The 24,270-nt window shown below is 52.1% G+C and carries 16 protein-coding genes; 12 read left to right on the top strand and 4 right to left on the bottom strand.

The features are described from left to right. Nucleotides 1-22: 22 nt before the first annotated feature. Nucleotides 23-1,687: a RagB/SusD family nutrient uptake outer membrane protein gene (locus AAHB90_RS02455; protein WP_342083315.1), complete on the top strand. Its 1,665-nt coding sequence runs from the start codon at nt 23-25 to the stop codon at nt 1,685-1,687. A gap of 41 nt (nt 1,688-1,728) precedes the next feature. Beyond that, nucleotides 1,729-2,682, top strand: coding sequence for a sugar phosphate isomerase/epimerase family protein (locus tag AAHB90_RS02450; RefSeq protein WP_342083314.1), 954 nt, complete (start codon nt 1,729-1,731; stop codon nt 2,680-2,682). Between the two features lie 74 nt (nt 2,683-2,756). On the opposite strand, the gene AAHB90_RS02445 is transcribed toward AAHB90_RS02450, so the two are convergent. The 3 genes from AAHB90_RS02445 to AAHB90_RS02435 all read right to left on the bottom strand — a co-directional run bounded on the left by AAHB90_RS02445 (nt 2,757) and on the right by AAHB90_RS02435 (nt 4,470). Continuing rightward, nucleotides 2,757-3,008, bottom strand: coding sequence for a Txe/YoeB family addiction module toxin (locus AAHB90_RS02445; RefSeq protein ID WP_342083313.1), 252 nt, complete (start codon nt 3,006-3,008; stop codon nt 2,757-2,759). Beyond that, complete coding sequence (locus AAHB90_RS02440) at nt 3,008-3,220, bottom strand: hypothetical protein (protein ID WP_342083312.1); 213 nt, start codon at nt 3,218-3,220, stop codon at nt 3,008-3,010. The genes AAHB90_RS02445 and AAHB90_RS02440 overlap by 1 nt, the downstream gene beginning before the upstream one ends. An 83-nt stretch (nt 3,221-3,303) precedes the next feature. Then, nucleotides 3,304-4,470, bottom strand: a complete 1,167-nt coding sequence (locus AAHB90_RS02435) for a substrate-binding domain-containing protein (RefSeq protein ID WP_342083311.1) — start codon at nt 4,468-4,470, stop codon at nt 3,304-3,306. Nucleotides 4,471-4,810: 340 nt separating this feature from the next. On the opposite strand from AAHB90_RS02435, the gene AAHB90_RS02430 reads away from it, so the two are divergent. From AAHB90_RS02430 to AAHB90_RS02400, 7 genes are all read left to right on the top strand, one after another. Continuing rightward, entirely contained in the window at nt 4,811-7,837 is a 3,027-nt protein-coding gene (locus AAHB90_RS02430; RefSeq protein ID WP_342083310.1) for a SusC/RagA family TonB-linked outer membrane protein, read from the top strand. A gap of 41 nt (nt 7,838-7,878) precedes the next feature. Further along, the gene (locus AAHB90_RS02425; RefSeq protein WP_342083309.1) at nt 7,879-9,372 is read left to right on the top strand and encodes a RagB/SusD family nutrient uptake outer membrane protein; all 1,494 of its coding nucleotides are present in this window, start codon (nt 7,879-7,881) and stop codon (nt 9,370-9,372) included. A 318-nt stretch (nt 9,373-9,690) separates the two neighbouring features. Then, nucleotides 9,691-10,617 (top strand): hypothetical protein, encoded by a 927-nt coding sequence (locus tag AAHB90_RS02420; protein WP_342083308.1) that lies wholly within the window; start codon nt 9,691-9,693, stop codon nt 10,615-10,617. Nucleotides 10,618-10,619: 2 nt separating this feature from the next. Next, on the top strand, nt 10,620-12,422 hold the full coding sequence (locus tag AAHB90_RS02415) for an FAD-dependent oxidoreductase (RefSeq protein ID WP_342083307.1): 1,803 nt from the start codon (nt 10,620-10,622) through the stop codon (nt 12,420-12,422). Between the two features lie 39 nt (nt 12,423-12,461). Continuing rightward, nucleotides 12,462-13,445 (top strand): FAD:protein FMN transferase, encoded by a 984-nt coding sequence (locus AAHB90_RS02410; protein ID WP_342083306.1) that lies wholly within the window; start codon nt 12,462-12,464, stop codon nt 13,443-13,445. Continuing rightward, entirely contained in the window at nt 13,442-16,024 is a 2,583-nt protein-coding gene (locus tag AAHB90_RS02405; RefSeq protein WP_342083305.1) for a glycerophosphoryl diester phosphodiesterase, read from the top strand. Before AAHB90_RS02410 ends, AAHB90_RS02405 begins: the two co-directional genes overlap by 4 nt. A 95-nt stretch (nt 16,025-16,119) precedes the next feature. Continuing rightward, nucleotides 16,120-17,835 carry a sodium:solute symporter family protein gene (locus tag AAHB90_RS02400; RefSeq protein ID WP_342083304.1) on the top strand — a complete coding sequence of 572 codons (1,716 nt, stop codon included), beginning with the start codon at nt 16,120-16,122 and terminating at the stop codon, nt 17,833-17,835. Between the two features lie 217 nt (nt 17,836-18,052). Here AAHB90_RS02400 and AAHB90_RS02395 read toward each other — a convergent pair whose 3' ends face one another. Further along, the gene (locus AAHB90_RS02395; protein ID WP_342083303.1) at nt 18,053-18,307 is read right to left on the bottom strand and encodes a hypothetical protein; all 255 of its coding nucleotides are present in this window, start codon (nt 18,305-18,307) and stop codon (nt 18,053-18,055) included. A gap of 78 nt (nt 18,308-18,385) precedes the next feature. Between AAHB90_RS02395 and AAHB90_RS02390 the strand changes: the two genes are divergently transcribed. The 3 genes from AAHB90_RS02390 (at nt 18,386) to AAHB90_RS02380 (ending at nt 24,104) form a co-directional block, all read left to right on the top strand. Next, complete coding sequence (locus tag AAHB90_RS02390) at nt 18,386-20,476, top strand: glycoside hydrolase family 2 protein (protein WP_342083302.1); 2,091 nt, start codon at nt 18,386-18,388, stop codon at nt 20,474-20,476. 48 nt (nt 20,477-20,524) lie between these two features. Further along, nucleotides 20,525-22,798, top strand: a complete 2,274-nt coding sequence (locus AAHB90_RS02385; protein WP_342083301.1) for an FAD-dependent oxidoreductase — start codon at nt 20,525-20,527, stop codon at nt 22,796-22,798. Between the two features lie 127 nt (nt 22,799-22,925). After that, the gene (locus AAHB90_RS02380) at nt 22,926-24,104 is read left to right on the top strand and encodes a sulfite exporter TauE/SafE family protein (RefSeq protein WP_342083300.1); all 1,179 of its coding nucleotides are present in this window, start codon (nt 22,926-22,928) and stop codon (nt 24,102-24,104) included. Nucleotides 24,105-24,270: the final 166 nt, after the last annotated feature.

Raw genomic sequence — 24,270 nt, 5'->3', positions numbered from 1 at the left:
CAAATAGCTATTATCAGTCGATATGAAAAAGAAAATATTAGCATTAACAGCAATGGTCTGCGTGGGTGTACTCACTTCCTGCGGGGACAGTTTTCTGGAAACCACGCCGCTGGGTGTTGGTAATGAAGGTATGCTTGCCAATAAAACCGGGATCAATGCGGTGTTGATCGGCGCATACAGCTTGCTCGACGGCGTCGGCGCAGGCCCGGTGAACACATCGTCGGTCAGTAACTGGATTTACGGTTCCATCGCTTCCGACGACGCCTACAAAGGCAGCGACGTGGGCGATCAGGCCCAGATCACGACGATCGAACGCTACATTCCGCAAGCCGATATTGGTGCCTACAATGATAAATGGGTGGCGGTTTACGACGGCGTTTCGCGCTCCAACGACGTGATCAAACTCATCGGAAAGGCTACCGACATGACCGACGCCGAAAAAGCACAGGCGCTCGGCGAAGCCCGTTTCCTGCGCGCCTGGTACCATTTCGAAGCCAAAAAGCTCTGGAATATGGTCCCTTATGTAGACGAAACGGTGACCGACTACATCAATCTGCCCAACGACAAGGATATCTGGCCGAACATCGAAGCCGACATTCAGTTCGCGATCGACAACATTTCGGCGACAAAAGCGCAGGTTGGCCGCGCGAGCAAATGGACAGCCAAGGCATTTCTCGCCAAAGTGCATATGTACCAGCAGGATTACCTGGCCGCCAAGCCACTGCTCGACGATGTGATCAGTAACGGGCCCTTTTCGCTCGTGAACAGCTTCCACGACAATTTCCGCATTACGACTGAAAACAATTCGGAGTCGATTTTTGAAGTACAAATGTCGGTGGCCGACGGCGGTGCCGGCCAGAATGGTAGCTGGGGCGATAATTACAACTTCCCTTACGGCTCTGCACCGGGCGGTTGCTGCGGTTTCTTCCAGCCTTCCCAAAACCTGGTGAATGCATTCAAAACCGATGCAAGCGGGCTTCCGTTGCTCGATACTTTCAATGATGCGGATGTTAAAAATGATGAAGGGCTTTCTTCCACCGACGCATTTACCCCTTACGAAGGCACATTGGACCCGCGCCTCGACTGGACAGTCGGTCGCCGTGGCCTGCCGTTCCTGAACTGGGGCGTTCACCCGGGCAAAAACTGGATCCGCGACCAGAGCTTCGGCGGGCCTTATACTTTCAAGAAATTCTTTGCTTACAGCGGTGAAAATGCCGGCGCCGAATCCCCGCGCGCCAATGCGAACAACTATCGCGCGATCCGGCTGGCCGACGTCCTGCTCATGCGCGCGGAAGTAGCCGTGGAAGGTAACGACCTTGCTACCGCATTGAAACTGGTGAACCAGGTGCGCACCCGGGCAGCCAATGTAGTGGTACTCGACGCCGCGAACAAGCCGGCAGCCAACTACCTGGTGAAACCCTATCCTGCATTCGCGAACCAGGAATATGCCCGCAAGGCAGTCCGCTTCGAACGCCGACTGGAACTGGCGATGGAAGGCCACCGTCACTTCGACCTTGTGCGCTGGGGCAATGCGGACGTAGTGCTCAATGCTTACCTTGCCAAGGAGAGCAAGAAACGTACTTACCTCTCCGGTGCTTCTTTTGTGAAGGGTAAAAGCGAGTATTTCCCCATCCCTCAGGCGCAGATAGATATCATGGGCGCAAACGTTTTGAAGCAAAATCCATAAATGTGACAAATTTTTAATATTATTATCCAAAATTCTCACAAATGGAACACCACGACCAGGACACCACCTCCCGTCGCGACTGGCTTAAAACCATTGCATTAGGCGGCGCGGCAGCTATGACCGGCCATGTTGCACAGGCAGAAACGACTTCCGAAGCCTCACAGGCGCGCAGGATACCCATTGCCGTTTCAACCTATTCCTACTGGCACTTCCAGGAACAGAAATACCCGATCGATAAAGTGATCGAAGACGCCGCGCGGCTGGGCTTCGACGGCGTGGAGATCCTGCACCGGCAGATGGACAACGAAACCATCCCTTATATGAACAAGCTTAAAAGGCTTGCATTCGACAATGGGCTGGCACTTCCGTTACTTTCTATCCATCAGAGCTTTGTGCAGCCCAAGCCGGAAGATCGCAAAAAGGACATTGAACATACCCTGAAATGTATTAACCTTGCGACCCAAATGGGCATTCCGGCGATCCGGATGAACACCGGAAGCTGGCGGACCGTGAAGCGCGACGCTAACTATTATAAGGATGGAAAAGAGCCGCCGATCCAGGGTTTCACGGATCAGGATGCCATTAAATGGTGTATCGAATCCATGCAGGAATGCCTGGTAGCTGCTGAAAAAGCGGGGGTTGTTCTGGCGATCGAAAACCACTGGGGACTGTCGTCGAACATCGATTACCTGCTTGAAATTTACAAGCCGCTGGCTTCCTCTCCGGCGATGGGCATGAATGTCGACACGGGCAACTTCGTAGGCGATCCCTACCCGCAGTTCGAACGTCTGGCGCCCTACGCGACGATCGTTCAGGCCAAAACTTACTACGGCGGCGGGCATTATTACGACCTCGACCTGGACTACAAACGGATCGCGGGTATTTTGAGAAAAGCGAATTTCAAAGGTTACGTATCGCTGGAAATGGAAGGGAAAGAAGATCCGGCCACCGCGGTACCCAAAAGCCTGAAAGTATTAAGGGAAGCGCTCAGCTAGCGCCCCGAAGATTTTCATAATTATATTCTGTAGTTAATAAAGTGCGTCCTCTCTGGGGCCGCACTTTTTGTTTTTTAGTAGTGATACTTGCATTGAGCGATTACTATGCAACCGTCCGCAACTTTATAAACCAGCCGGTGTTCATCAGTAATCCTCCGGGACCAATAACCGGAATAATTCGAGCGTAGCATTTCCGGTTTACCCTTTCCTTCGAACGGGGTTCGTAAACATTCTTTGAGCAATTCGTTGATTCGTTTTGCGATGTTCCGGTCGACCCGTTGCCATTCGACGTAATCCTCCCACGCGTTAAGATGCCAGGAAAGCATCACAGCTCAGTAAGATCGCGGGGGAAAATACGGTTACCTGATTCGATGTCTTTGATAGCTTCCAGCAAACGGGCCTTGTTTGCTGGACTTTTCATGAGATAGGCAGTAGTGTCCATGTCATGATCCGCTTTCGAAGCGTGGTGGTGACGGTTCAAGAACCTGAAAATGCTGAGAATGGACTGCCGCTTTTTCAATGGGAGAGCGAGTTTCATGTGTATCCGGATTTAAGTGTGTTATGAAAATTATCTTTAAAATTATACTTAAAAAAGTGCTTGTGCAAACTGTTTTCTTGTCACTAACTACACCGCCTGGAAGATCCCCTTACAATGAGTTCGGTGCTTAGCACGCGCTTCTCATTTACGATGATTTCGTCGGCGTCTACGAGTTGGAGCACCCATTCCGCGGTGGTGTGCCCGATTTGCAGGGTCGGCTGGCGGACGGTGGTGAGGCCGGGGCCGATGTAGGCCGATTCGGCATTGTCGCTGAAACCGACGACGCCGAGTTCGTTGGGTATAGAAATACCTTTTTCCTGCGCCATAAGCATGATCTCGATCGCCGACGAGTCGTTTACGGCGAAAATGGCATCGGGCCGCTCGGCAAGGTCGAGGAGGTACTGGCCGTAAATGCGGGCTTTTTGCTGGGTGAGCATTCCCTGGATGATCATATGGTCCTGGATCGGCTTGCCGTATTTTTCCATTGCCGCCCGGTAGCCCCGAAGCCGCTCCTGGCTTACCTGCAGTGTGAGCGGCCCACCGAGGTGCGCAATGCGTTCGTAACCATTCAAAATGAGGTGCTCCACAGCCTTAAATGACGCTTCAAAGTCGTTCACAACTACTTTCGGCACGTCGATCTGATCGCATACCCGGTTGAACTGGATCAGCGGAATGCCGCGCTTCGCGAATACACTCAGGTGGTCGAAGTTGTTGGTTTCCTGCGTGAGGGATATGAGCAGCCCGTCGATCCGGTTGGCGAGCATCGCCTTCGTATTCGAGATTTCGACCTGGTAGGACTCGTTACTCTGCATGATCGTGAGGTTGTAGCCGGCCTGCGTGAGTACCTCATGCGCACCGATGATCACATTGGGAAAGAACTGGTTCTGGAATTCCGGAACGATCATTCCAATTGTATTCGTTTTGCTTTTTACCAAACTGTAAGCCAGCTGGTTAGGCTGGTAATCGAGCTGGGCGGCTTTGTCCAGCACGGCCTGGCGCGTTTCCGGGCTGATGTCGGCATGCCCGTGCAATGCCCGCGAGACGGTGGAATTCGACACGCCGAGTGATTTCGCAATGTCGATAATGGTGGTCTGGTGTCGTTTGCGCTTCACGAGCGATTCAATCGAATCGTCCTTCTCAGTATGTGTGAAATAGTAATTACACCATTTGCATAGGTACCGCTGCTTACCCCGAACGTAGCCCGCTTTCATGATGCCATCCACCTGCGTGCATTTCACACAATGAATCATAATGTTGTACTTTTTAAATAAACAGGTAGTTAACCCTGCAAACCGGCCCACATTTACCTTTGTCATACAAAAATATAAAAATCTCCAATTAAACATCAGCAAAACCATATATCGGCAACGTCTCCGCAAACGTTACCGATACTTTTTGTTCAATTCCCGGAAATTTCTGCCTAAAAACGGTATTGCCAGCACTTCCCTACGCCCTTATATTTAAGTAAAAACCGTCATTTAGCCCGATTCCTCAACTGTTCCGGCAGCAACGGGTAGCTCCCATTCAATGCCATAAAATTGTACTATTTCAATTTAAATCTTTTTAGATCAAACCCTAATTTTTACCTACATGAAGAAAAAAATACGTGACTTGTTCCTGCTCAGCCTCCTTTGCCTTGGCATTACGCAGTCGCTGCTCGCTCAAAGCGGAACAGTGAAAGGCAAGGTGACCGACGATAAAGGCGAGATGATACCGGGCGTAAGCGTGACAGTGCAGGGCACGCAACAAGGAACGCTCACCGATGCCGAAGGAGCGTATTCCATTGAAGTTCCCGGCAGCGCAACGCTGGTGTTCTCATTCCTCGGATATCTGAAAGAAGAAGTGGCCGTTTCGAACCGTTCGACGGTCAACGTGTCACTGAAAACCGATACAAAAGCACTGGAAGAAGTAGTGGTAGTAGGTTATGGAACGCAGCGCAAGATTGAAACGACCGGCTCCATTGCTTCCGTAAAAGCAGCTGACCTTGTGCAGACACCCGTTGCAAACGTTGCACAAGGGCTTCAATCGCGGATTGCGGGGGTGCAGATCAACCAGAATACCGGCTCGCCGGGTGGTAATGTGAGCGTGCGGATACGCGGTACGAACTCCATCAACGGCTCCTCGGAGCCGCTTTACGTCGTCGACGGCATCCAGATTTCCAATGGCGGCGGCATTAACGATGTGAGCCCGCTTTCGACTATCAACCCGAATGACATAGAATCCGTAGAAGTGCTGAAAGACGCCTCGGCATCAGCCATTTATGGTGCCCGTGCAGCCAACGGCGTGATCCTCATCACCACCAAACGCGGGAAAAGCGGTGCGACGCGTGTGACTTACGACGGCTATTATGGAACTCAGAAAGTCAATAAAACGCTCGATGTGCTCAATGCCGCCGAATTTGCGCAACTTGAAAATGAAGTTTTTAAAAATAACTATTACCCTAATCCCGCTTCGCTTGGAGAGGGTGTGAACTGGCAAAAGGTGATCTTCCGCAAGGCGCCTATTCAAAACCATCAGTTGTCAATCAATGGTGGTAATGAAAAAACGCAGCTGGCGCTGTCGCTCAACTATTTCGACCAGGATGGTACCTTGCGCGGTTCGGCATTCACGCGGTATTCGTTCCGGCTGAATCTCGACCACCAGATCAGCAAAAAAATCAAAATTGGAACAAGCATTCTGAGCAGTTATTCGGCTGCTGACGGCATTCAGACGGGCAGCACCGACATCGGTAATGCGGGTGTGGTGACGGCCACGGTCCTCGGCGCGGCCATTGGTGCCCCTCCTACCCTGCAACCCTATCGCGCCGACGGCTCGTTGTTCCCCTTCGGTGAGCAGGCAGGCGGCCAGTACCGAGAGGTGGTGAACCCGCTCAACTTCATCGAAATACTCAATAAAAGAGCGATTAAACGCACGCTGGCTAACATTTACGGCGATTTCGGCTTGTTCAAAGGACTCACTTATCGGGCGTCTTTCAATATAGATATGAACGGCGAGTTATATGATTTCTATTCGCCCCGCTCGATTGTCAACAAAAGCGATTTGACGGATAACTCCGGAAACGGCTCGAAGCAAAATATCAACGGTCTTGCATTGCTCCACGAAAGCATCCTCACATACGGCACCAACTTTGGCAAAAACCATACTTTTAAAGCGACGGCGGTATTCGGGACGCAGTTGAACCAATACAACGAAAACGTCCTGAGCGCCGCCGGCTTCCCGAACGACGCCACCCGCAACGAGGCCATGCAACTTGCCCTCACCCGCAACGTGAGCAGTTTCCGGAGCAGCCAGCGCCTCGATTCTTACCTGGCCCGCGTTAACTACGGCTTCAAAGATAAATTCTTCCTCGACCTAACAGCCCGCGTCGACGGGTCGAGCAAGTTCGGCGCCAATCACAAATACGGGATGTTCCCGGCAGTGTCGGCGGCCTACCGCCTCATCGAGGAGCCTTTTATGAAAGATATTACCTGGATTTCGGACCTCAAAATCCGTGGTAGTTTCGGTATCACGGGTAATGCGGGCGGTATTGACCCTTACCAGTCGCTGGCGACGGTGGCTGCGAATGGGAGCAATTATATGATCAACCACGGCTATGTGACCGGCATCGACCCGACGCGCATTTCCAACCCCGATCTGCGGTGGGAACGTTCGCAGCAGACCAACTTCGGGATTGACCTGAGCCTGCTCAATAACCGCGTCAGCATAATTGCCGATGTTTACCACAAAAAAACCGACGACCTGCTGTACGTGAAAACGTTGCCCCTGAGCTCGGGTTACGGCACCATTACCGGTAATTACGCCGGGCTTCAGAACAAGGGACTGGAACTCGCCGTGAATGCCCGCATTCTCAATGGCGCATTGAAATGGGATGTGTCGGCCAACACGACGATCAACCGCAATAAAGTGCTCGGCCTCGACGGTGGTGTGACCAACGAACGTTTTATCACTACCTATACACTCCTGAAAGTGGGCGAGCCATTGGGTGTGTTCAAAACCTATGTCTTCGACGGCATCAATCAGACCGGCGAGACCATTCTGCCGGGATATGACGGGCGCCTGGGCGGCCATAAGGTGAAGGACGTCAACGGCGACGGGCAAATCACCTCAGCCGACCAGGTGATCACCGGCAACCCGAATCCGAAATTCATTTACGGTTTCTCTACCAACCTATCGTACAAAGGTTTCGACCTGGCCGCATTCCTCTCGGGATCGCAAGGAAACGACATCTACAATGCCAGCCGTTTGTCCTTCGAAAATCCGCTCGGGCAACGTAACCTGCTGGCAGGCGTTGTGGACCGGTGGTCGCCTACCAACCCTAACAACCAGTATGTGAGCGCATTCCAGGGAGGGCGGCTACCTATTACGAACTACGTGGTGGAAGATGGCTCCTACCTGCGCTGCAAGAATGTGACGCTCGGCTATACGCTCCCGCGCTTCAAGGGCGTGCAGGGTATCCGCCTGTATGTGAGCGCAAACAATCTGTTTACGATCACCAATTACAGCGGATTTGATCCCGAGGTGAACACCTATGCAGGCTCCAACACGGCGATCGGTATCGACAATTTCGTGTATCCGCAATCGAAATCGTTCCTGGGCGGAATCCAGGTTACATTCTAACTATTCCTGAATCCTCTTGCCTGAACAGGGCTCAAAATGATATGAAAAAGCTACTGAAACTGACCACATACCTCGGCATGGCCGCAACGGCGCTCATTGCCCCCTCCTGCCAGCTCGACGAGACTATTTACTCATCCATTTACACCGAAGCATTCTACAAAACCGCTGCGGATGCCGAAAAAGGGCTCATTTCGGTTTATGGTGCTTTGGGTAGCCTGGCCGGCGGACCTGCCATGACACTCATCGCAGATTTCAGCGACGACCAGACTTATCCGCGGGGAGTGGTAGGCCGGAACACGCTCACACAATTTACCTACGACGTCAACTACACCACGCAGAAGAGCAACTCGCGGATTAACGAATCGCCGCAGCAGATCTGGTCGTCGTGCTACAACGGCATTGAGAAGGCCAACTGGGTGATTGTCAAAGTGCCGGAAGCGACGATGGATGAAACGCGTAAAAAGCAGATCATCGGCGAGGCTTACTTCCTGCGGGCGTTTTACCATTGGTTTTTGAGTAAAAATTTCGGAGATATTCCTGTAAAAATCTCGCCCAGCTATTCGGAAGCGGATGCGATGACGGCGAAAAGCCCGAAAGCGGATGTTTACAAACAGATTTACGCCGACCTCGACCAGGCGTTGAATGCAGGATTGGCTTCCTACCCGGCGGTCGACAAGGGCCGTGTGGCGAAAGAAGTGGTGAATGCATTGTATGCCAAAGCCGCATTGTACAACGAAGACTGGGCGAAGGCTTTGGAACAGGCCAAAATCGTGATCAATTCGGGTAAATACGCCCTGATGGCCGATGTGCAGGATGTGTATAAATATGACAAGGAAGATGCGGCCCGCGTCGAAAACATGTGGGCGTTTGAGGTAGATCCGGTCTCGCCCGGCCTGGGTCACCAGTTGACCGGCCTCTGCGGCCCTCCGGGAAGCGCCGGCCCGGAATACGCCCGTACTTCCTACGGATCAATGTTTGCGTACCAGGCATTCTTCGATTCTTTCAGCCCCGCCGACAAGCGCCGCACATTGCTGGACACGAATTATATCGATAAAAATGGCAAGGTGGTACCGCAAAAAAGCATTACGCCCATTACTACCAAAGGCGTGCTGATCAAAAAATACCAGGATCCGGTATCGACCGTGGGCATGATCCCGAACATCCCGATTTTCCGCCTGCCCGACGTATACCTGATCGCCGCCGAAGCCGAGGCACGTTTGAATGGCGCTACGGCTGCTGCTTACGATTTCATTAATCCCATCAGGAAACGTGCCGGTCTGCCCGATTTGAAGACAGGCCTGACGAAAGACGCATTCATCGAAGCCGTTTTGCAGGAACGTGCCTGGGAGTTTTTCGCAGAAGGCGACCGCTGGTACGACCTTACCCGCACCGGCAAGTTCCTGACTGTGATCCCAAAAGCTGTCAACGAAGTATATCCAGTCCGCAACGTAACAGCCAAAAACAAATATTTCCCGATCCCGCTGGACGAGATCAACGCGAATACCAAGCTGGAACAGAATCCGGACTGGAAATAACGGACCGGGGGATATTAGGAGGCTCCTACCGGAGCCCGATCGTCATTGGCCCCAATACATTTACAAACAGGGAGCCTCTCCGAGGCTTTGCAATGCTTCCGAAAGGACATTCGGCTTGTTGAAGCCATGTTTGGGTAAACGGATCATTGGGACCTGGGCAACCATTGCAGGCTTCGGAGAAGCTCCCTGTTTGTAGAAACGGATCCAGGGAGCCATTGCAGGCTTCGGAGAAGCCCCCTGTTTGTAGAAACCGGATCGACGGACCCATTGTGAGCCCCGGAGGGGCTTCCTGAAATGCCAAAACAACAATGTAACACGATGATTCAATTACTGCTTTTGTACTCGCTATGCTGCACTTGCCCTAACCGGGAGGTGCGCGTGCGCGAGTACAGGATCACAGAGAACGACACATTGACCTACACCCTGAAACTCGCGCTCGACGAAAAGGGTGAGCCGCAATACTTTTTCAGGAACATTTTTACACCGGTTTGCTATACCAATGAATGCAAACCGGTGTATATCAATTTCTATTGGGATCTGCTGGGCCATTACGAGCGCTACGATTTGCCCGAAGGCAAGGTGCTTACCAAGGTCGACCACGACGAGTTCAAGGAAGCCGATTACCAGAAGTTGCAGGACATCCTGACGCAAACCAATTCCATTTTCGCGGATCTTAAAATGGAAGATCTGATTAGCAAAGGCACGGATAACCTGACAGACTCCGTCGATGCAAAAGCAGGCGCTACGTTAAAAACCATTAAAAACCAGGTGATTGACGGGGCGGTCTATACATGCTACACGCTTTGGCATATTGCCTACGGAAAAGCAGTGCCCGAAATGCAGAAGATCACCGAAAAATACTCCAACGACGCATTGCTGCACCGGTTTCTGGAAAGCAAAAACCACCATTACCAGTACTGGGCAATGGCCAAAGTGATGCATGCGAACGGCGAAGTAAAACGACCGTTCCAGAAAGACATCGAAGCGATCATCGCCGGAAAAAACGGTTTCATTGCCAAATACGCCTTGCAGCATGTGGGAAATGATTTTTTCCAAACCACAGAACGGCAGAACTGGCTTTGGGATACTTACCTGAAAACTGGTTACGCCATGCAAATCGCTATCCTGAAAAAAATGGATGGCCTGAAATTACAGGAGCCGGTAGCCGCCCGGCTGAAAGAAAGCCTCTCCACCGCAAACGACGAACAGACAAAATTGATTAACAGCATTTTAAAGAAAAAATAACAATGAAGAAATCACTCCTGGCATTGTTGCTGACCTTGGCACTGCTGCCCGCAATGGCCCAAAATCATGTCTTTGTGGAAACAGAATCCTTTGAGGACAAAGGTGGCTGGGTGATCGACCAGCAATCGTTTGTGGTCATGAACTCTTCCTACATCATGGCGCACGGCATGGGCCGGCCGGTGAAGGATGCGTCTACGAACGTGAAATTTCCTAAAACCGGCAAATACCATTTGTGGGTGCGTACCAAAGACTGGGCGCCGTTCCCGAAAGGACCAGGCAAATTCCAGGTGCTGCTGGATGGCAAATCAACCGGACAAACTTTCGGTGAAAGCGGCTCGGACGCCTGGAAATGGTACGACGGCGGCGTCATCGATATTAAGAACGCGGATATCAAACTCGCCTTAAAAGACCTCACCGGTTTAAACGGCCGCTGCGATGCATTGCTTTTCACGGACGACCTGAAATTCACCCCGCCGAACGACCTGGAAGCGCTCACTGCATTCCGCAGAAAGCTCTTGAACCTGACCGACAAGCCGCAGGAGGCAGGCCGCTACGATTTGGTAGTTGTAGGCGGAGGCATTGCCGGAACTTGCGCAGCCATTTCGGCGGCGCGGATGGGCCTTACCGTAGCATTGATCCAGGACCGGCCGGTACTCGGAGGCAACAACAGCTCGGAAGTGCGCGTGCATTTGATGGGCGACGTGGATAAAAATCACTATCCCAAACTCGGTCGCATTGTACGTGAAATGGATAACGGCGACCCCGGCAATGGGAATCCCGACGCCAAAGAATATGGTGACGCACGCAAAATTTCTATTGTAAAGGCAGAGAAAAACCTTTCGCTCTTTCTCAACACCCATGTTTTTAAGGTTGAAAAAGAGAATGACATTATTACCGCGGTGGTCGGCCGGGACATTGCTACCAACCAGGAGCGCCGCTTTACCGGTTCGTTCTTCTCGGATTGTACGGGCGACGGCACCGTAGGCTTTCTGGCCGGGGCGGAGTTCAGAATGGGGCGTGAAAGCAAGGCGGAAACCGGCGAATCGTTGGCTGCCGAAAAAGCGGATGATTTTACATTGGGTACATCCAATCTCTGGGCTTCCGTGGACCGGGATACCGTGTCGTCCTTTCCGGAAACGCCCTGGGCCATGCAGTTTTCAGACGAGTACCACATCGACGAACCGAAGTCGGACTGGCAGTGGGAAACCGGTTTTGGAAATTTCAACACCATTACCCAGGCCGAGCAGATCCGTGACCATAACCTACGCGCCATTTACGGGAACTGGTCGTATTTAAAAAAGAATAAACCTGCCAAATATGGTAAAAAAGAACTTGCCTGGGTGGCCTACATCGGCGGCAAACGCGAGTCGCGGAGGATTATCGGCGACCACATCCTGAACCAGATGGACATTCAGGAAGGCAAGTTCTATCCCGACGGCTCGGTAACCGCCACCTGGACGATCGACCTGCATTTCCCGGATGCCAAAAACAGCCAGTATTTCGAAGGTCAGGAGTTTTTTGCAGGCACGAAGCATATTAAAGTGGCGCCCTACACGATTCCTTACCGCTGTCTTTATTCCAAAAACATCCAGAACCTCTTCATGGCCGGTCGCAACATCAGCACCACGCATGTGGCGTTCGGGAGCACGCGCGTCATGCGTACCTGCGGGATGATGGGCGAGGTCGTGGGATTCGCTTCCTACATTGCCAACAAGTACAAAACCACCCCACGCGGTGTGTACAAAGACTATTTGCCCGAACTCACGGGGATTTTGAAAGGCGAAACACTAGCGCCGCAACCCTGACCTGCATTGAACAACATTGCGATACATATTGCCGGAGTAATGTCCACCCTCCTTACGATGATGCTGCCGTTGGCGACAATGGCAGCTCGCGTGGGGGATCCGGATATGATTTCGATCGAAGGCGAGGCGCAGGGTACCACCTACCATATCCGCTATTTCGACTCGCAAAACCGCAATTTCAAGCATGCTATCGACTCCATCCTGACCGATTTCGACCAATGCCTGTCACTCTACCGGCCCGATTCGGAGCTTTCAGCTTTCAATGCAAATGAACGGCATTCTTTCCGCTCGCCGTGGTTTTATGAGGTTTTGGTTAAATCAAAAGAAATCCATGAAGCGACGGGCGGTGCATTCGACCCTACGATCATGCCGCTTTCTGAGGCTTATGGTTTTGGTAATAAAAAGAATGTCGATCCGGAAAGTGTGAATGTGGATTCACTGCTGCAATGGGTTGGGTTTAAACAAATTGAATTTAACGACAAGGAAGTTAAAACACGTCCCGGCGTGAAGCTGGATTTCAACGGCATCGCGCAGGGTTACTCGGTGGATATTGTGGGAGGATTTTTGAAAAGCCGGAATGTAGATCGCTTTATGGTCGAAATCGGTGGAGAAGTGCTTTGCTCCGGCAGGAAAACGGGCAATGCTCCATGGATAACCGGCATTGAAAACCCGCTTAAACCCGCGGCATTGGCTGCCACAGTAGCGCTTACCGACCGCGCCATGACCACCGCGGGCAATTACCACAACCACATTACCCGCAACGGCATTACCTACAACCACATCATCGACCCCCGCACAGGCGGGATGGAACAAACGCCGCTGCTGAGCGTAACGGTGTTTGCCAAAGACGCGATCACCGCCGACGGCTACGATACCGCATTCTTCGTGATGGGGCTGGAAGCGGCCAAAACCTTTTTAAAAAACCGGAAAGATATCGACGCGTACCTGCTTTTCACCAATGAAGAAGGCCGGTTAATGTCCTTCGCAACCGACGGTATCAAAGACCTTATCCAGGAAAAATGAAACGAATAACCCTGTTACTGCCAATTTTACTCAGCATTCTGATCTTCTCACGGGCCGTAGCTCAGCGAACGTCTGTGAAAGCATTGACCAACAACTCCATTCGCGTCCAGTGGCGGGAAACCGATGGTGCATTGAAAATCGAGGAAGTTTCCGTGAACCAAAAAGGCCGGTGGGCCAAGGTAGTGGCGCCATCCGGTGAGTATACTTTGTTGTATTCCGAAACCAAGCCGTCCACCGAGTCCGCGGAGACTTTCGAAAAGATTACCGGGGGCAAATTTCCGGAAGATTCCTACCATTACCAGCAAACCCAATGGAAAGAAAGCACCACCGGCGTAGCCTTGAACACCGCCGGCCGGGCCATTCATTTTTTCCCGAAAACGGGTGTTGCGAAAGATAATGGGCTGGAATTCCAATCCGAAACAGATGTCGCTACCGTCACGGCGCATTGGCAGATCGACCCGCGTTTCCCGAATGATATTCAGGTAAAAATGACGCTAAATGCCAAGAAAAAGGGCTTTTTCTCCGTCGCTTCCCCTACCCTTGCCGCTTTGCCGCTGGAGCAGATGAGCTGGGTGTCGGTACCGGGGTATTTTCAGGGGAATTTTATGCAAAAAAACTTTGCGCTGGCCTATGCCTACGGCCACGGCATTCCCGACCGCCCGGTGGTGTACCGCGAGCGTTGTGCCTCCACGCTGAGCCCGCTCGTGAGCAGTAAGGACGGCATTACGCTGTCGGTGGTTCCCGAGCCCGGTCTCGCCCGCGACCCGTGGGCGAAGGACCAGATCACGCAGATCGACTGGCATCTGGGCCTCTCGCATATGAACCGGAAGGCGCAGCTTTCGCCTACCTTATATTATCCTGTTTTGGGAGAAGAAAAGTCGGAAATGGAAGCCGGGCAATCGGTTTCGTACACTTTCCGTTACAGCCTCATCGCCGGTGACTGGTTCGAGGCTACCAAACATGCGGCCGTGGATATTTACAAATTCCGTGAGACCCTGGCGCTCCGGCAAAGCAAGCAGGCGCTGACCGACCGCATTGAAAAAATGCACCATTACCTGACCGACCCCAAGACATCGCTCTGGAATATCGAGGAGTTCAAAGGCAAGCAGATCGGCGCGCAATCGTACCTGGGCGGCGTGGTGGGCTCGGATAAGGATGCGATGAAAAACTCGGATTATGGTGCGATGTGGATGCTCGCCAACGCGACAAAAGACCCAGAACTGACCCAAAAAGTGCTTCCGCCTGCCGAAAACTTCAAACTCGTGCAGCAGCAAACCGACGAAGGTTTCTTCAAAGGCGCCGTCGAGGGCCAGTATTATTTAGCCAAAAAGAAAAAGTTCGTCGAAGAATGGGGCGAGGTAGTGGAGCCTATTGCATTGACCTACTATGTAATGCTCGACGTGGGCAATATGCTGCTTTTCGAACCTGGCAATACAGAATTGAAGGAACGGCTGCGCATTGGTGCGGAAAAGCTGCTGAGCTGGCAGCGCGAAGACGGCAGCTTTGCCGTAGCCTACGACCGCAAGACCGAGGAGGAGATTTTTAAGGATATTAAAGATCTACGACCGACTTTTTACGGCCTGATCGTCGCGCACCGCATGCTCAAAGACGAAAAGTACCTGAAAGCGGCCGAAAAAGGAGCCGATTGGTTCCTCAAAAACGCCGTCGAAACAGGCGCCTTCCTGGGTGTGTGCGGGGACGCGCGTTACGCCCCCGACTTTGCAACCGGCCAGTCGGCGCAGGCATTGCTGGATTTGTTTGATTTAACCCAAAACAAAAAGTACCAGGAAGCTGCCATTACCTGCGCGAAAATTTATACTTCTTCCATTTACACGCACCCCATCGCGGATCACAAACCCAAGATGGTGAATGGCATGGCCCGTGAAGACTGGGAGATCAGCCAAACCGGCCTCAGCTTTGAGCATGGCGGCATTTTCGGATCTGCAACGCGCCACGGACCTATTCAACTGGCGAGCCACGCAGGCTTGTTCATCCGCATTTACCAGCTTACGGGCGAGCAGCTTTTCGCGGATATGGCCCGTGCGTCGGCCATTGGCCGGGATGCATTTGTGGATAGTAAAACCAGCGTAGCCTCCTATTACTGGAACGCTATGAACCGCGGCGCAGGCCCCTACCCGCACCACGCGTGGTGGCAGGTGGGCTGGATCACCGATTACCTGCTCTCGGAAGCCGCATTGCGCTCGAATGGCAAAGTATTGTTCCCCCGTGGTTTCATAACGCCCAAGGTCGGCCCGCACCAGACGTACGGCTTCGCACCCGGCACCGTTTTCGGCGATAAGGCCAATCTGATCATCCGGGAAGGCTTCGTCACCGCCGACAGCCCGTCCATTGATCCCATTGTTTCAAAATCCGAAACTAAAAACACCTATTACATCACCCTGCTCAACAACAGCCCGCAACCGACTAGCTTCAATCTGAAAATCGACAACAGCAAAGTGTCGGAAAGCAATGCGCCAGTAACCCTAAAATGGTCCGAAACGAACCAAAAAGCCGCAATCACAAACATCAAGCTCCCGGCATTCGGAAGCAGAACGTTGGCTTTAAGCTATAAGCCATAGGTCTACGCATTAGAGAACCATAAACAACAACCATCAAGCTTATAGCCTATTGCTTACAGCTTATAGCATATAGCTTACAGCCTAAAGCCATTTTTATGAACAACTCCACCGATACCATTGTCATTCTCGTATTCTCCGCATTCGTGATGGGCATTGGGATGCTTTTTGCCCGGACGGGGCGCAATTTAAAGTCGTTTTTCGCCGGCGGCGAGGCGGTGCCGTGGTTTATCGGCGGACTGTCGCTGTTTATGAGCTTTTTCTCAGCCGGTACCTTTGTGGCCTGGGGTTCCATTGCCTACAAACACGGCTGGGTGGCCATTACCATTCAATGGACGATGTGCATCGGCGCACTGATCACTGCCATTTACCTCGCCCCGCGCTGGAAACGCACCGGCGCGCTCACCGCCGCCGAATTCATTCGGGAACGGCTGGGATTGCCCGTTCAAAAAACTTACATCTTCATTTTCACGCTGGTTTCGGTGTTTATCAAAGGCTCGGTGCTGTACCCGGTGGCGAAGCTCGTGAGTGCTTCGCTGGACCTGCCGCTAGTGCCGTGTACGATCGGTTTGGGACTTTTTATGATTGCCTACACAGCCGTGGGTGGCCTTTGGGCGGTGATGGTGACGGATATTCTGCAATTTGTGGTGCTGTCCGCGGCGGTGTTCATTTTGCTGCCGCTTTCGTTCGACAAGGTTGGCGGCTGGGAAGGGTTCACGAACCATATACCCGATGACTTTTTCAACCTGCTCAATGGCGAGTACACGCTGGGCTTTGTGGCCGCATTCGTGATTTACCACATTTGCTACATCGGCGGCAACTGGACTATGGTGCAACGCTACACGAGCGTCGACAGCGAAAAATCCGCGAAGAAAGTAGCATTCCTGTTCGCGGGACTGTACCTGATCAGCCCCGTGATCTGGATGTTCCCGCCGATGATTTACAAGGCCATTAATCCTTCACTGACGGGCCTGGACACCGAAAATGCCTATCTGATGATCTGCAAACTCGTGCTGCCCCCCGGTTTGCTCGGCCTGATGCTCACCGGCATGTACTTCTCCACCTCTGCCAGTGCCAATACGGCTTTGAACGTGGTTTCGGCGGTTTTCACCAATGATATTTACAAAGGGATGATCAACCCCGCCGCTTCCGACCGGCAGCTGATCCGCGTTGCACGCGGCTCTTCCTGGTTTTTCGGGCTGGGTATGATCGGCATTGCATTGCTGGTACCATCTGCGGGCGGCATTGTGGAAGTGGTACTCAGCATTTCCGCGATTTCCGGCGGGCCGTTGCTTGCTCCTCCGCTCTGGGCATTGTTTTCCAGGAGGCTCAATGGCCGCGCCACGCTCTGGGTCACGGGCATTGGATTATGTGTGAATTTGTTTTTCAAAACACTCGCCCCGATTCTACTGGATTTCAAACTCTCGCGCGGAATGGAAACGATCGTGGGCGTCGGCCTGCCGCTGCTGCTATTGGCGGCCTACGAGCTATGGGCACGCTCGAAAGACATGATCGCCGAGGAATACACCATTTACACGCTATCCCGTGACCAGCGTAAGCGGGACGCCGTGGAAATGGACGCGGAAGAGGCATTGGAAATCAAAAAACAAAACCGTTTCGGCTTGCAGGTCATCGCCGCGGCGCTGCTGTTCACGGCGGTAATGCTGTTCATTCTGAGCTTTTTGACTACCGAAGGAACGTTGGTGACGGCGGGTGTGGCGGTGGTGGTGCTGATTTCGGCGTTGATACCGTTTTCGGCGGCCCGGAAGGTGGTGTTAACGGGAAGGGAAAGGACGCGTATTCCAGCGCAGTAATGGTTGTTACATGCCTGACGGCATTTACGAAAGAGATATCACCTATTTGATTCTACCAATATTACATCCCTGACGGGATTTGGCGATAAAAACATGAAGCTCAAAAGCACTATTAAAGCAGTGGTAAGTCCCGCTAGGGACACAACCTTGGTAGCCATGGCGCCGGATTGCGAAGTGGAAATGCCGTCAGGCATGAAACAACCGAGCAAACGAAAAACTAAAAGTATCGCTCCAAAGCCGCTCGGCGGCGATGTCGCATATGTTCCGATTTCCAGGACTCAACGGTTTGTTCGCTCCAATCATTCGCTTCCCACAGGCGATCCATTTCTGAATCAATTTTCCGGGCAAAATAATCAGCCAACATTTTCTGAATATCCCTTAACTGTTCATCGGAGACATTGTAGGAATATAGTTTCAGCAATTCACTTTGCAAGTTGCTCAAACGGGTGGGGATGGTGTGTGAAGTGGCCATATCTAAAATCGCTTTTTACAAATTAAACAAAATTCAACCGCTAATAAAACAAAACCATAACCGAACGACATCCACATAATGAAACGCTTAGCCCTTTTTATTTTTTCAATATTACTAACACTCCATTACACGCAGGTCACCGCCCAGCGGAGTGCGGCCCAGCGGGATGCCGCCCAGCGGAGTGCCGCCCAGCCGACTGCGGCCCGATACCATATCCGGCAGCCCGATGCGATTCCGCTGCATGGTGAGTGGTGGTTCCTGCTCGACCCGGCTGGGCTGGGTATTGCGAACCAATGGTACCGCGACGGCATTGCGCAGGAAAGCCGCCAGGATAAAGTGACGGTGCCGCATTGCTTTTCGACCGACCCGCGCTATGAGTTTTATACGGGAACGGCCTGGTACCGCAAGACTTTTGCCTGGAAACAAACGGCCGGAAAGCGCGTGATCCTGCATTTCGACGGCGCCTACTATAAAACCAATGTGTGGCTGAACGGTCAGAAAATCGGCGAGCATGAGGGCGGCTACACGCCGTTCAGCTTCGATGTGACGGAGCAGCTGAAAGATGGCGACAACCTGCTGGTAGTGGCGGTGAATAATGACACCTGGAAAACAAATACGATTCCGGGCATTAAGGATAATGGCGATATCAACGACGGATTTGTGGGCTGGGTGAACTATGGCGGCATTATCCGGCCCGTTTACCTGACGATCGAGCCCGAAGTTTATACCGAGAATGTGAAGATCGAAACAATGCCCGATCTGATAAAAGGTACAGCTGTCGTGAAAGCCAAAGTGAGGGTGCGAAATGCTTCTTCCAGTGCTTCCTCGCCCAAGATCGATTTGACCGTTTGGCAGGATAACAAACTATTGACCTTAAAATGGAAAACCAAAACCACAAGCATCCCGGCCGGACAAACGGCATTACTGGAAGCAGAAGCAACGTTGGCGACTGCGCAGGTGAAGCTCTGGGACCTCGACCAGCCTAATCTGTACGAACTGAAAACCGTGATCGGCACCGACACGCTCGCTTCGAATTTCGGGATCAGGAAAATCGAGGTGAGTAATGCGCAGATTCTTCTGAATGGAAAGCCGGTCAAAGTCGGTGGCGGCAACCGCGTGATCGATTACCCGGGCCTGGGCTCGCTGGAACCGGATTGGCTGGTCGAAAAGGATTTCCGTCTGATGAAAGAGGCCGGTATGGAGTTTCAGCGGCTGACGCACTACACACCTTCGGAATATTTCTACTACATGGCCGACCGCTACGGAATGCTGATCATCACCGAAGCCGGTAACTGGCAGCTTACCCCGAAACAAATGGACAATGATTCGATGCGAACGAAATTCCGGTCGCAATTCCGCGAAATGGCCGAACGCGACTGGAACCACCCGAGCGTGATCGCATATAGCGTCGGTAATGAATATGGGTCTACCACAGCCGCCGGCCAGCGCTGGACCAAGGATATGATCGCCTACGCACGCGAGCTCGATCCCACGCGCCTGTACACGTTCGCGAGCATGCTCCTGAACACGCTGCCTGCGAAGCCGGAAGACGAGGCCAGCCAGTACGTCGATTTTGTTTCCACTAATACTTACGGCGGCCACGCCAAGGCGCTGGACCATATTCACAAACTGTACCCCGGTAAACCCGTCTTCATCAGCGAATGGGGTACGCGCGCTGACGGTAAAGGCGGTGAAGCCGGCCAGCCGCAGCATTTGAGTGATGTAATGGCAGAAATCCGCAAGCGCCCATTTATAGCCGGCGCTTCGTGGTGGACTTACAACGACTACCGCAGCAAGCTTTTCGGCACGAATGTAAATGGTTTCCGCCCGTGGGGCATTGTTGGTCCCGACCGCTCACTGAGGCTGGCATATCCGGCTCACCAGAAAGAATTCTCTCCCGTTCTGATCGACAAGGTGAGTTTTAAAACCGGCGATCAGGGGGTTCATCAATTGATTGTAAAAATCACTTCGCGGGGCGATTTCCCTTCCAAAACGCTCCGCGGCTATATCTTAAAGGCAGGTGAAGCGAGCATTGCGTTACCAGACCTGAACCCCGGCGAGAGCAGGGAGATCGCGATACCGATCCGCGGTTTTGAAAAGCAAATCCACATTACGGTGATCAAACCGACCGGTTTCATAACCACCCAAACTGACATCGACCTTAAATAAATGCCGCCTCAAACGGCTGGCAGACTATGACATAAAAGACCTGACAAGATGATAATTTCAGAACCGACACACAAAAGAGAACCAAAAACTGTCGCGCTTACCGCGGATCTGGTGGTAGTAGGAGGCGGATTGACGGGCACCTGCGGGGCGATTACCGCGGCAAGGGCCGGATTGAGAGTAGTGCTTGTGCAAGACCGGCCCGTGCTCGGCGGCAACTGTTCGAGTGAAGTAAGATTATGGATCCTAGGGGCCACTTCGCATATGGGCAATAACAACCGCTGGGCGCGTGAGGGTGGCGTGATTGACGAGATCATGCTGGAAAATGCCTATCGCAATCCCGACGGCAACCCATTGATATTCGATACGGTTTTGCTCGAAAAAGTAACCCAGGAAGCCAATATCATACTGCTGCTAAACACGGCCGTTTATGATCTCGATAAAACACAAAATGAAGACAAAATAGCCGCCGTACACGCATTTTGCAGCCAGAATAGTACCAAATATTTACTGACGGCACCACTCTTCTGCGATTCTTCGGGCGATGGCATCGTCGGATTTCTGGCGGGGGCCGCATTCAGGATGGGCGCAGAATCGATGGAGGAATTTGGTGAAAAATTCGCACCGGACAAGGCATATGGCGAGCTTTTAGGGCATTCTATGTATTTCTATTCCAAAGATATAGGGCGCCCGGTGAAGTTTGTGCCACCTTCTTTCGCATTGCAGGACATTACCGAAATTCCACGCTATAAAACCTTCAATCCCAAGGATTTTGGCTGCCGGTTGTGGTGGCTGGAATATGGCGGTCGGCTGGATACTGTGCATGATACCGAAAAGATCAAGTGGGAGCTTTGGAAAGTCGTGTATGGTGCCTGGAATTACATTAAAAACTCGGGCGAGTTTCCGGAAGCTGAGAATATGACGCTCGAATGGGTAGGTGCCATTCCAGGCAAGCGCGAAAGCCGTCGTTTCGAGGGCGATTACCTGCTGAAACAGCAGGATATAGTGGAACAAAAAGTCTTTCACGACACCGTGGCGTTCGGCGGTTGGAGCCTCGATCTCCACCCTGCCGACGGCGTCTATTCCGATCAGGCGGGTTGCAACCAGTGGCATAGCAAAGGCGTTTACAGCATTCCCTACCGTTGTTTTTATAGCAAAAACATTGAAAACCTCTTCATCGCGGGCCGCATCATCAGTGCCACACACGTCGCGTTCGCGTCCACACGGGTGATGGCGACGAGCGCGACGGGCGGACAGGCGGTAGCCATCGCTGCGGCGGTCGCTAAAAAATACGGTTGCTCTCCCCGGGAAGTCGGTGAAAGGCATTTGAAAGAACTGCAACTGGAACTCTGGCGCTCCGGCCAGTATTTGCCGCAAACATCGATTTCAGATCCTGATAACCTGTTGAATAGCGCGCGTATCACAGCTTCTTCCACATTGGAATTGAAGGAGTTGACCGGTTCGTCTACCTGGAAACCGATCGAGCATTCTGTTGCACAAATGCTGCCTGTAAAAGGCGATATGCCCGCGGTAACCGTATGGATAGAAGCTTCGCAGGATACCGAACTGTCTGTCGACCTTCGCAAGAGCAGCAAAGCGTTCAACCACACGCCTGATGTCACCTTGGAGACGAAAAGCTACGCTTTGATCGCCGGTAAGCATGAACTGGTTCTCGATTGGACCAGCAATTTTCCCGAAGAATGCTACGCGTTCGTATGTTTCCTGAAAAATGAGCATATCAAAATCCAGTACAGCGAGCAGCGTGTAACCGGGCTGGTAACGGTTTTCAATGCAACGAACCCTGCGGTATCCAACTACGGCAAACAGGAGCCGACCGAAGACCTCGGTGTGGATACGTTCGAGTTCTGGTGCCCGCAGCGTCGCCCGGCCGGTCTGAACATCGCATTTAAATTGAGTAAACCCATTTCGCTCTTCGGCACCGAAAACCTGCGGAACGGTTGGCACCGCCCTATCGCCGGACCGAATGCATGGGTAGCCGCGCAGAACGACCGTCAGCCCGAGCTTGCCGTTCAGTGGAATGACCTTCAACATATTTCGAAAATCGACTTCGTATTCGACACCGATTTCGACCATCCCATGGAGAATGTGATTTACGTGCATCCGGAAACCGTAATGCCCTTCTGCGCGCAGGATATTGAAGTACTGGATGATACAGGTAACGTCATTGGAACAATACACGGCAACCACCTCACCAAAAGAACACTGACGTTCACCAACCCCATAACGACGCGTTCGCTGAAAATCAGGCTGCAAAACAGCCACACAAACCTGCCGGTATCGCTCATGGAAGTCCGTGTTTATTAGCGCGGCTTCCGTTTTTATTCTTTGAAAACTAATAAATTGATCTTAAATTTGCCGTCCTGAAATAGCAAACGTTTGTTTGCTATTTTCTTGAAAGTTTACTCTACAATTATAGTATACTACATAGACTTTGAAGGAAGCGGCGGATTTTACACCCTCAACTGAAAACAACGAAGAGAACTGGGATTCGTTACACGTTGCCTATATCGCAAGTGGTGATCCTGAGGAAGATCGGCGTTTGGCTGCGCTTGCGCGCGAGCAGGGAAAGGTCGTTTTTCTACGCGATTTACCCGAAGAATCGGACGAAATCTTCCAAATAGCCAGCGGTGTCGCTGTAAATGCTGCTCAGGCTTTTCCTGCTTCTAAAAATAATACAAAAATCCCCCTTACCTGGGAAACCATCCAGCAAAAGCTTTGGGCAGCGACTGTCCGCAAAAGGAGCCGGACCGAAATCGCAGTTAACATCTTCTCCGCGATCGCATTGATGATTGTCGGACATTTGCTTTTCACCTTTTTCTCTTACGACCGGCTCACGCTCCTGTGGAACGAGCTCGAAGTGAGCGAAAGCTTTTTTTACTATATCCTCGGCGGTTTTGTTGCCCAGATGATCGACGGCGCACTGGGCATGGCCTATGGCGTGACGGCATCCACATTTCTGCTGACACTGGGCGTTCCTCCGTCGGCCGTGAGCGCCAGCGTGCACACCTCGGAGATCTTTACGAGCGGCGTGTCAGGTTATATGCACCTGAAATTCGGGAATGTGAACAGCAAGTTGTTCAAAAAGATACTCTTCCCTGGCGTTCTCGGCGCGATTGTAGGGGCATACGCCCTGTCGTCCCTCGAACAATACATTTACATTATTAAGCCTTTGGTGGCAATTTATACGCTGATCCTGGGAATCCTTATTATACAGAAAGCGTTAAAGAAACGAGTTGAAAAACGGCCGATCAAAAAGATAGGCTGGCTGGCGATGGCAGGCGGAACGCTCGATTCCATCGGCGGTGGCGGCTGGGGGCCTATTGTAACTTCTACGCTCATTGCGCGTGGAAGGCACCCCAAGTACACCATCGGATCGGTGAACCTGGCAGAGTTCTTCGTGTCGCTGGCAAGCTCGGTCACCTTCATCAGCATCATCGGATTTTCACACTGGCAAGTGGTACTGGGGCTTATCCTTGGTGGTATGGTTTCCGCACCGATCGCCGCCACACTATCCCGCCGCCTGCCGATCAAGACCATGATGATCATGGTAGGAACAATCGTCATCATCGTCAGCGTGAGGATTATTTATATGGTTTTGAGTAAGCTGTAAGCAATGGGCTGTAAGCTATAGGCAGTAGGCTATAAGCAGTAGGCTGTAAGCTATAAGGAATGGGCTGTAGGCTATAAGCAGTAGGCTGTAAGCTTTGAGATTGTGGCGAACTTAATGAAAATTCGATTTTATACCTTTGAAATTCAATACATTACAAATAAGGCTT

Source organism: Dyadobacter sp. OTU695, assembly GCF_038440355.1.
Classification (GTDB): domain Bacteria; phylum Bacteroidota; class Bacteroidia; order Cytophagales; family Spirosomataceae; genus Dyadobacter.
This window is presented reverse-complemented; position numbering and strand designations above follow the sequence as displayed.

What these genes read in the sequence shown, in the direction of transcription:
- AAHB90_RS02455 (WP_342083315.1), top strand. Translation starts at nt 23, where the DNA reads ATGAAAAAGAAAATATTAGCATTAACAGCAATGGTCTGCGTGGGTGTA.
- AAHB90_RS02450 (WP_342083314.1), top strand. Translation starts at nt 1,729, where the DNA reads ATGGAACACCACGACCAGGACACCACCTCCCGTCGCGACTGGCTTAAA.
- AAHB90_RS02445 (WP_342083313.1), bottom strand. Translation starts at nt 3,008, where the DNA reads ATGCTTTCCTGGCATCTTAACGCGTGGGAGGATTACGTCGAATGGCAA.
- AAHB90_RS02440 (WP_342083312.1), bottom strand. Translation starts at nt 3,220, where the DNA reads ATGAAACTCGCTCTCCCATTGAAAAAGCGGCAGTCCATTCTCAGCATT.
- AAHB90_RS02435 (WP_342083311.1), bottom strand. Translation starts at nt 4,470, where the DNA reads ATGATTCATTGTGTGAAATGCACGCAGGTGGATGGCATCATGAAAGCG.
- AAHB90_RS02430 (WP_342083310.1), top strand. Translation starts at nt 4,811, where the DNA reads ATGAAGAAAAAAATACGTGACTTGTTCCTGCTCAGCCTCCTTTGCCTT.
- AAHB90_RS02425 (WP_342083309.1), top strand. Translation starts at nt 7,879, where the DNA reads ATGAAAAAGCTACTGAAACTGACCACATACCTCGGCATGGCCGCAACG.
- AAHB90_RS02420 (WP_342083308.1), top strand. Translation starts at nt 9,691, where the DNA reads ATGATTCAATTACTGCTTTTGTACTCGCTATGCTGCACTTGCCCTAAC.
- AAHB90_RS02415 (WP_342083307.1), top strand. Translation starts at nt 10,620, where the DNA reads ATGAAGAAATCACTCCTGGCATTGTTGCTGACCTTGGCACTGCTGCCC.
- AAHB90_RS02410 (WP_342083306.1), top strand. Translation starts at nt 12,462, where the DNA reads ATGTCCACCCTCCTTACGATGATGCTGCCGTTGGCGACAATGGCAGCT.
- AAHB90_RS02405 (WP_342083305.1), top strand. Translation starts at nt 13,442, where the DNA reads ATGAAACGAATAACCCTGTTACTGCCAATTTTACTCAGCATTCTGATC.
- AAHB90_RS02400 (WP_342083304.1), top strand. Translation starts at nt 16,120, where the DNA reads ATGAACAACTCCACCGATACCATTGTCATTCTCGTATTCTCCGCATTC.
- AAHB90_RS02395 (WP_342083303.1), bottom strand. Translation starts at nt 18,307, where the DNA reads ATGGCCACTTCACACACCATCCCCACCCGTTTGAGCAACTTGCAAAGT.
- AAHB90_RS02390 (WP_342083302.1), top strand. Translation starts at nt 18,386, where the DNA reads ATGAAACGCTTAGCCCTTTTTATTTTTTCAATATTACTAACACTCCAT.
- AAHB90_RS02385 (WP_342083301.1), top strand. Translation starts at nt 20,525, where the DNA reads ATGATAATTTCAGAACCGACACACAAAAGAGAACCAAAAACTGTCGCG.